The 8,264-nt window shown below is 70.9% G+C and carries 7 protein-coding genes and 2 pseudogenes; 5 read left to right on the plus strand and 4 right to left on the minus strand.

Annotated features, from left to right (window positions below; all coding sequences use genetic code 11):
• Positions 1 to 312 precede the first annotated feature (312 nt).
• Positions 313 to 858 carry a hypothetical protein gene (locus BFF77_RS33905; protein WP_079125637.1) on the plus strand — a complete coding sequence of 182 codons (546 nt, stop codon included), beginning with the start codon at positions 313 to 315 and terminating at the stop codon, positions 856 to 858.
• A 158-nt stretch (positions 859 to 1,016) separates the two neighbouring features.
• Here the strand turns inward: BFF77_RS33905 and BFF77_RS30510 are convergent.
• A pseudogene (locus tag BFF77_RS30510) lies at positions 1,017 to 3,128 on the minus strand (SpoIIE family protein phosphatase); the annotation flags it as partial.
• Between the two features lie 591 nt (positions 3,129 to 3,719).
• Here BFF77_RS30510 and BFF77_RS30515 point away from each other — a divergent pair.
• The gene (locus BFF77_RS30515) at positions 3,720 to 4,286 is read left to right on the plus strand and encodes an ATP-binding protein (RefSeq protein ID WP_066956490.1); all 567 of its coding nucleotides are present in this window, start codon (positions 3,720 to 3,722) and stop codon (positions 4,284 to 4,286) included.
• Between the two features lie 69 nt (positions 4,287 to 4,355).
• Here BFF77_RS30515 and BFF77_RS30520 read toward each other — a convergent pair whose 3' ends face one another.
• The 3 genes from BFF77_RS30520 to BFF77_RS37345 form a co-directional block, all read right to left on the minus strand.
• Positions 4,356 to 4,928 (minus strand): cob(I)yrinic acid a,c-diamide adenosyltransferase, encoded by a 573-nt coding sequence (locus tag BFF77_RS30520; RefSeq protein WP_066956492.1) that lies wholly within the window; start codon positions 4,926 to 4,928, stop codon positions 4,356 to 4,358.
• Positions 4,929 to 5,106: 178 nt separating this feature from the next.
• The gene (locus BFF77_RS37340) at positions 5,107 to 5,610 is read right to left on the minus strand and encodes an SRPBCC family protein (protein WP_066956496.1); all 504 of its coding nucleotides are present in this window, start codon (positions 5,608 to 5,610) and stop codon (positions 5,107 to 5,109) included.
• Positions 5,607 to 5,927: an ArsR/SmtB family transcription factor gene (locus BFF77_RS37345; RefSeq protein ID WP_066956500.1), complete on the minus strand. Its 321-nt coding sequence runs from the start codon at positions 5,925 to 5,927 to the stop codon at positions 5,607 to 5,609. The genes BFF77_RS37340 and BFF77_RS37345 overlap by 4 nt, the downstream gene beginning before the upstream one ends.
• A 246-nt stretch (positions 5,928 to 6,173) precedes the next feature.
• Here BFF77_RS37345 and BFF77_RS30535 point away from each other — a divergent pair, with 246 nt between their 5' ends.
• The 3 genes and pseudogenes from BFF77_RS30535 to BFF77_RS30545 all read left to right on the plus strand — a co-directional run.
• On the plus strand, positions 6,174 to 7,022 hold the full coding sequence (locus BFF77_RS30535; RefSeq protein ID WP_066956503.1) for a 3-hydroxyacyl-CoA dehydrogenase family protein: 849 nt from the start codon (positions 6,174 to 6,176) through the stop codon (positions 7,020 to 7,022).
• 172 nt (positions 7,023 to 7,194) lie between these two features.
• Positions 7,195 to 7,518, plus strand: a complete 324-nt coding sequence (locus BFF77_RS30540) for an STAS domain-containing protein (protein WP_066956508.1) — start codon at positions 7,195 to 7,197, stop codon at positions 7,516 to 7,518.
• Positions 7,519 to 7,729: 211 nt separating this feature from the next.
• Positions 7,730 to 8,264, plus strand: a pseudogene (locus BFF77_RS30545) (hypothetical protein); the annotation flags it as partial.

Here is an 8,264-nt window from a genome sequence, read left to right on the forward strand (position 1 = left end):
AGGACGTCCGGGACCCGGGCGCCGTGTTTCATGGGGAGGGTGAGTGTCTCCCTCCGGCTCCCGCGCCCGTACCGCGTCGGCCGCCCCCACCACGGCGCCCGGGTCCCGGACGTCCTCATCCCGGGGGAGCGCCGGATACATCGAAGGATGCAGTCCCGCTTCGTCACTGACGACGACGTGGCCCCTCGGCACGGACGGAAGGCTGGAGCGGACCGTGAGGCCGGGAACCGTGACCTTGCGAACCGCGACGTTGCGAAACGCACGGCCGGTGACCGCACGGTCCAGGGACCGCGAGCCCGGAAGGAGAGATCCGTGATCGTCACGCTGATCGTCGTCTGCGAGGTCGGCTTCTGGGTGCTGCTGGCCGCCGGGCTCGCCCTGCGCTATCTGGCGGGCATGCGGCGGCTGGGGGCCGCCGTCCTGCTGCTGGAGCCGCTGCTGGAGGTCGTCCTGCTGGCCGTCACGGCCGTCGACCTCAGGAACGGCGCCGAGCCCGACTGGAAACACGGCCTCGCCGCGCTCTACATCGGCTACACGGTCGCCTTCGGCCACTACACGGTCATGTGGCTCGACGGCCACGCCGCCCACCGCCTCGCCGGCGCCCCGCGCCCGCCCGCACCTCCGCGCCACGGCAAGGCCCGAGCCCGCCACGAGGCCCGGCTCTGGCTCCGTACGGTCCTGGCCGCGGCGGTCGCGATCGCCCTGCTCCAGCTCGCCGTCCGGTACGTGGGCGACGACGGCGACACCGGCTCCCTGACCGAGTGGCAGTTCACGGCCCTGCGTCTCGTGGGCATCCACGGCGTGATCGCCCTGACGTACACGGTCTGGCCCAAGAGGGCCCCGGCACCCTCCGACTGACCGCCGCGCGTCACGGACGACCGCTCCGGACGCGTGCACGGAAACCGGCACCGCCCCGCGCGCCTGCGTACGACCCGCATCCGCCCGCGTAACCGGGCGACTCTCATCAGCAGCAGCGCGATGTCGTCGCCACCCCGCGGGGACTGCCGGATCCGACCGGCGCACCGGACCAGCGTCCTCGCGAGCGCGTCCAGCGGCTCCGGGGCCTCCTGCCCCAGCCTGGCGGCGAGTTCGGCGATGGCCTCGTCCAGATCCGTGCCGGGTGTCTCGACGAGGCCGTCGGTGTAGAGGGCGAGCAGGGCGCCGGCGGGCAGCGGGACATCGGCGGTCCGGTACGCGGAATCCGGCTCGATGCCGAGAAGAAGCCCGTTGGGTATGTCCAGGACCTCCGTGCGCCCGTCGGGATGGCGCAGCACGGGCGGCAGGTGGCCGGCGGCGGCGATACGGGCCCGGTGGTGCCGCAGGTCGAGGTGGGCGTAGAGGCAGCTGGTGAACAGACTCGAACTCAGGTCGATCAGCAGGCGGTTGGTGCGCGCGAGCACCTCGTCCGGCGGCGCGCCCGCCCGCGCGTGGGTGTGGACGGCCGTGCGCACCTGCCCCATGAGGGCGGCGGCGTTCACGTTGTGGCCCTGTACGTCACCGATGACGGCCGCGGCCGAGGTGTCGTCCAGCCGGATCAGGTCGTAGAAGTCGCCGCCGATGTCCATGCCGCGGGTCGCCGGGAGATACCGGGCGGCGACTTCGAGGCCGGGGATCCGCGGCAGGTCGTGCGGCAGCAGCGCGGCCTGGAGACCACGGGCGACCTGGTTCTCGGTGTCGAAGAGGCGGGCCCGCTCCAGCGCCTGTGCCATCACTCCGCCCAGCGAGGTGAGACCGGCGCGCTCCTGCGGCGAGAAGGGGTGCGGCTGGTCGTACCCGAGGACGCAGCAGCCGATCGTCCGGCCGGAGGCGAACAGCGGCAGATAGGCGAAGGCGGCCATCTTCCGGTACAGGCCGATGTGCGGATAGGTGCGCCGCAGCTCCTCGTTGTTCGCGTAGAACGCGGGAGCGCCGGTCGCGATGGCCCGCAGGCTCGCGCCCTCCGCGGTCAGGGGCAGTCCGTCGAAGAACTCCGCGACCCCCGGCGGGAAGCCGCGGGCGGCGACCACATGGATCCTGCCCTCGTCGGAGGTGAGCACCGCGAGGCCCTGGACGTTGATGACGGGCATGATCTGGCTGGTGACCGCCTCGGCCACGTCCTTGACGCCGACCGCCTCGGTCAGGGCCGTGGACAGGTGCAGCAGATGGAAGAGGGCCCCCGGGCGGGCCTGCGCCGTGACCGGCGGGGTCAGGAACGGCTCGCGGTCGTGACCGGGCGGATCGGTGGGCGTGATGCGGACACTGATGCCGGTGGAGTCGGGGTAGAGGGTGAAGGCCAGCCAGTGTTCGGGGGGCCGCAGCGCGACGAACGGCGTGGGAAGACGGCTGAACAGCGCCGCCAGATACGAGTTCTCGTACACCGGGTCGTTCAGCCAGGGCAGGGCCTCCCAGGGCCTGGCCCCGAGCAGTTCGGGGTGGCCGCGGCCCAGCAGTTCGGCGGCCCTGTCGTTGAGGAACGTGATGCGGCCTTCGAGGTCCAGCGCGCAGGTGCCTTCCGGGAAGCGTTCCGTCAGTTCGGCTCCGGGCTGTTCGTGCCGGGTGGGCGGCGGGCTCACCGTACGCAGCTCCGTGGACCGCATCGGATGCCCCTCGTCGGCGGCCTGCCGCAGAAGGCGGCTGATCCGGTGGCGGGCCCCGTCGATCGCCCGCGCCTCCCGGCGGGACAGCTCGGGGGCGTGCGTACCGGGCCACAACTGGAGCATGGCGCCCCAGCAGGCGGCGTCGGACGCGGTGCTGGACACAGGGCCGGACGTGGTGCCGCGGATGGTGCCGGATGCGCTGGGGGACGTCAGGGGTACGACGCTCATGGCGACGTGGTACGGCAGCGCGAGCGCCGTACGGGGAAAGCGGTGGGCCAGCTCCGTATGGCCCGCCACCCACACCGGCCGGCCCTCGCGCACCGCCTCGGCCACCGGGACCGGCGCGGCCAGCGCCACCCGGGTCCATGGACCGGCCACATGCCGCGACACCCCGGTCACCACGACCATGCGCAGTACCTGCTCCTCCGGCACCAGCACATACACGGCACCGATGTGCGCACCGGTGTCCCGCACCAGCTCCGCCAGGGCACGCTCCAGCTCCGCCGCGGTGCGGTCGTCCCCGCACGCCTCGTACCCTCCCGGCTCGTACATATGTGGACGATAGCCCCCAAATGGGCTATTGACACCCTCGGGTCGTCTGTGCGCGCCCCTCTGTCACAGGAGGTGACGGTTCGGTGCCGCCGGGTGAGCGTGCCGACGGGCGCGGTGTCCGCCGCCTCGCGCCTGCGGACACGACGTACGACGCCGCTTCTCCGTCCGGTTCGGCCCGATCGGTGACCGATGATCTCCGGGCCGGCCGCGCCGCACCTCCCCGGCGGTTTGCGCGGATCGCCGCTGTCGCGGAAGCTCGGACCGCGGTTTCGTCGCACTGGAGAGCGGTCTCGGAGGGCTTTGTTCCTCCGGGCGGCCACTTTTCGTGGCATCGGCCCGCCGTTGTCCATGAAGATGCTCTCGCGCGTCCGCCGTAGCCGCGGGTCCGGTTCGAGCCGCCTTCCGGTTGTCCCGGGCCTCACCGCCCGTGGCCGCCGCGGGGGTTGGGCGGCGCCGACGGCGCGCCGGCGGGACGCCCTTCGCCCGGAAGGGTGCGTTCGTCGATGCTTGTTGACGTTCGTTGATGTTTGTCGTTTTTGGTTGATGTTGCTTGATGCTTTGTCACGTTGACGATCCATGGAGGACCGAGTCATGACCCTCGGCGCACACGCGCAGGCCCGCCCGCACGCGGGCCACGACGCGATCCGGACCGAGCCGCAGCCGGTCGGAAGGCCGCCCGGGACCGAAACGGCCGCCAGGGACTGGGAGTTCGCCGTCGAGCGGATGCCTCGGCCGTTCGGGCGGAGCATGGCCGAAGGCGATGAGCGCTGGCCCGGACAGGTGCGGCGGGCCGGGTGCGCGTGGCTTGAGGCATGGGGGCTGGCGGAACTCGGCCCGGACATCGGGCTGTTACTGAGCGAGCTGGTCACCAGTGCGTTCCGGTACGGACGCGGGGACCAGATCGGCGTACGGCTCAGACTCACCGGCCTCGGAATGCTCCGTATCGAGGTGGACGACGGGGAGCCCGTCGCGCCCCCCGCCCGCGTGGCCGAACCGGAGGACGGGAGCGGTCATGGGCCGCTGCTCGTGGACGCCGTCGTGGCCGAGCGCGGCGGGGACTGGGGCGTGAGCGGCGACGGGACGAAGACCTGGTGCTCGATTCCCGTCCGGATGACGGAGTCGGCGGGCGCGGTGGCGGTGGCGGCCGCGCACCGATGACCCGGAGGCGGACGCGGACCTGTGCCCGGACGTGGACCCGGATCCGGGGAACGGCGGCCAGCGCGCGGCTCAGCGCTCTCCGCCAGGGACCCAGAGCACGTCCCCGACCTCCTTGTTCGCGACGCGGGCCAGGATGAACAGAAGGTCGGAGAGACGGTTCAGATAGGTCGCCGTCAGGGTGTTCATGGTCTCGCCGTGCACCTCCAGCGCCGCCCAGGTGGAGCGCTCGGCGCGGCGTACGACCGTGCAGGCCTGATGCAGCAGCGCGGCGCCCGGGGTACCGCCGGGCAGGATGAAGCTGCGCAGCTTGTCGAGCTGCTCCAGGAAGCGGTCGCAGTCCGCCTCCAGCTTGTCGATGTACGCCTGCTCGACCCGCAGCGGCGGGTACTCGGGCTTCTCGACCACCGGCGTCGACAGGTCCGCGCCCACGTCGAAGAGGTCGTTCTGCACCCGGACGAGGACCTTCACCAGCTCCTCGGGAAGCGCGCCGAGCGCGATCGCCGTACCGATGACGGCATTGGCCTCGTTGGCGTCGGCGTACGCGGCGATCCGCACATCGGTCTTGGCGGTACGGCTCATGTCGCCGAGCGCGGTCGTGCCCTTGTCGCCGGTGCGGGTGTAGATACGCGTCAGATTGACCATACGGTCAGCCTAGGGCCTGGCCGACCTGTACGACCCGGACGGAGGTCGGCCGCGGACCGCGGGACCGGTGGTACGAGCCGCATGGCCCGGGGGGCCCGCGCGAGCCCGTACGGGCAGGCCGAGGGGCCGGCGCCCCGAAGGCACCGGCCCCGGCCCGGCGACCGCACTCCGCGCGGGCTCAGCCCGCCATCGCCTTGCCCGTCTCCAGCAGCGACTTGAGGTCGCTCAGCATCATCGCCCAGCCACCGCCCGTCTCCTTGATCTCCCCGGCGACCTGGGCCGCGTGGGCCGGCGCGCCGGTGACGTCGTGCGTCACGGTGAGCTTCACGACGCCCCCGTACGGCTCCTCCTCGATCTCGTACGTCAGGCGCGTGTACGGTTCGGCCGCCAGCTCGGCGGTGAAGAGCATCCGGTACGTCTGGACGAGCCGGCGCGGCGCCTCGGCCTCGACGACCTCGCCCTCGATGATCTGCTCCGGCGCGCCGTGCGCCCGCATCTCGTCGCTCGACAGCGACCGGTACGCACCACCCGGGCGCAGGTCGAACTCGCTGGCGCAGCCGTAGCCGTACCTGCCGTTCCAGTCGGGACTGGTGATCGCGTCCCAGACGGCCTGTGCCGTCGCCCTGATGTAGATCCGGTGGACCTGGACCGTTCTGGTCGTCTCGGCCGTGGCGGTGCTCATGAGTTCCCCTCCAGCTCGTGCTTCAACTCGGTGAGCGCCGACACCTGGCGCTCGGTGTACTTGTCGATCCACCGGTCGTGGATCAACCGGATCGGCACGGGATTGAGGAAGTGCAGCTTCTCCCGCCCCGATCTGCGCGTGACGACAAGCCCCGCCTCCTCCAGCACCTTCAGGTGCTTCATCGCTCCGTACCGCGTCATCTCCAGCTCGGACTCCAGCTCGGTCAGCGTGCGTCCGTCGCGCGCGAAGAGCAGGTCCAGCAGGAAACGACGCGTCGGATCAGCCAGCGCCTTGAAGACACGGTCGTCGTCGCTCACAGCTCCAGGATAGGTGACCAAAAGGTCACATGTAAAGAGGGTGGGAGTCGCCGCTCGCGGTCGGCGGGAGGCGGGGACGGCGGTGCCTGACGGACCGTCCTGGTGTGATGTCCGTCATGTGAGACGTGACGCGCATCTCTTCGCCGTCACACGGCCCGCCACGAGCGCTAACCTCCGGCAGAGCACTCGAATGTAAACAGGCGTTAAGGCTCAATGAAGAGCCGAAGAGGAATCGTGGGGTGTGACGTGGCCGGGAAGCTCGCCGTCATCGGGGCCGGACTCATGGGGTCCGGGATCGCGCAGGTCTCCGCGCAGGCGGGCTGGGATGTCGTGCTGCGGGATGTGACCGACGCGGCGCTGGCCCGGGGGGTCGACGGTATCAAGGGTTCGTTCGGGCGGTTCGTCGCCAAGGGCAAGCTCGAAGAGGCCGACGCGGACGCGGCTCTCGCGCGGATCACCACGACCACCGATCTCGACGCCGTCGCCGACGCGGACATCGTCGTCGAGGCGGTGTTCGAGAAGCTCGACGTGAAGCACGAGATCTTCCGCGCGCTCGACAAGCTCGTACGGGACGACGCCGTTCTCGCCTCCAACACCTCGGCCATTCCGATCACCAAGATCGCGGCGGCCACCGCGCGTCCGGAGCGTGTCGTCGGTACGCACTTCTTCTCGCCGGTGCCGATGATGCGGCTCTGCGAGCTGGTGCGCGGCTACAAGACCAGTGACGAAACCCTCGCCACCGCCCGCGAGTTCGCCGAATCGGTGGGCAAGACCTGCATCGTCGTCAACCGCGATGTGGCAGGCTTCGTGACCACACGACTGATCTCCGCGCTCGTGGTCGAGGCCGCCAAGCTCTACGAGTCGGGCGTCGCGTCCGCCGAGGACATCGACACGGCCTGCCGGCTCGGGTTCGGTCATCCCATGGGGCCGCTCGCCACCGCCGACCTGACCGGTGTCGACATCCTCCTCCACGCGGCCGGCAACATCTACACCGAGTCGCAGGACGAGAAGTTCGCCCCGCCGGAGCTGATGCGCCGGATGGTGGACGCGGGTGACATCGGCCGCAAGAGCGGGCAGGGGTTCTACAAGCACTGAGCCACCAGCCGGGAGCCGGGCGCTGAGCCGCGTCAAGCCGTTTCGGTATCACCCCACGGGGTGTTTTTGGTATCGGTTCGCTTACGGACGGCAACTTCTCCGCACACGCGGCAGTCAGTTGTTGGAAGACAGAACAGACACGGAGTACGGAAGCACTCATCGGGGAGCGCATATGCACATCAGGGGCGACCACGCCGAGCTGGTCGTCGGGGGCCGCCTCGACGTCCGCAGCGCGGCGGACGCCCGTACGGTCCTGCACTCGGCCGTCGACGACGGAGCCGGCGATCTGGTGCTAGACCTGACCGAACTGGACTCCTGGGACGCCACCGGACTCGGCGTCATCATGGGAGCCCACCGACGCGCGGGGCGGTGCGGTCGCAGACTTGTGCTGCGCGGCGTCCCGCCGCAGATGCAGCGGCTGCTGGTGGCCACCCGATTGCACCGCATTCTCGCCATCGAGGGCGGAATCGCCGCAGAGTCGCTGCCGAGGGTCTGACCGGGCCGGACCTCGCAATCCTCATGAGACCGTGATGTCTTGGACGGGGTGGTACCCCGGCTGTTCACGGATACTGTGCTGAGGTCTAGGGTTCGGCCGTCTGCCGATGACCGACCCATGGAGCAGATACCGGACCAGAAGCGACAGATGGGCGTGCGAGGCCGGGGGCAGCGGTACGCCACGATCTGGGGGGCTTTTCACCATGGACCCGATGAGCCGGGGACCGGAAGAATACGGCCACGACAACGAGCGGTTCGACGGCGGGCGTCCTGACGACGCCGCGCACCTCGACGGCGCGCGCACCGACGGCGGGAGCTTCGGCGCGGACCGCTTCGGCGGTGAACGCGCCGGTGACGAGCCCGTCGACCGCGCGCGGCACGACAGTCCGCGCGATGTCCCGCGTGACGGTCCGCAGGACGGCCCGCGCCACGGCTACGAGCCGGCCGACAGCGAGAGCTACGGCGCCCGGGACGCCGACGGCGGCCGGTACGCCGACGGCCGCGTGGCGGACGGGCGTTACGAGGACGAGCGCGTGGACGACGGACGTTATGAGGACGGGCGTTACGAGGAGGCCCGTTACGAGGACGTCCGTTATGAGGACGCCCGCGCCGACGGCGGCTCGTACACCGACGGCCGACACACCGACAGCCCGTACGGCGACAACCGTCACGGCGACGGCCGACACACCGACGCCTCGTACGGTGACAGCGCTCACGACGACCGCCGCGTCGGTGTGTCGGCCGTCG

The sequence above is a fragment of the Streptomyces lushanensis genome (assembly GCF_001700515.1).
Lineage (GTDB): Bacteria > Actinomycetota > Actinomycetes > Streptomycetales > Streptomycetaceae > Streptomyces > Streptomyces lushanensis.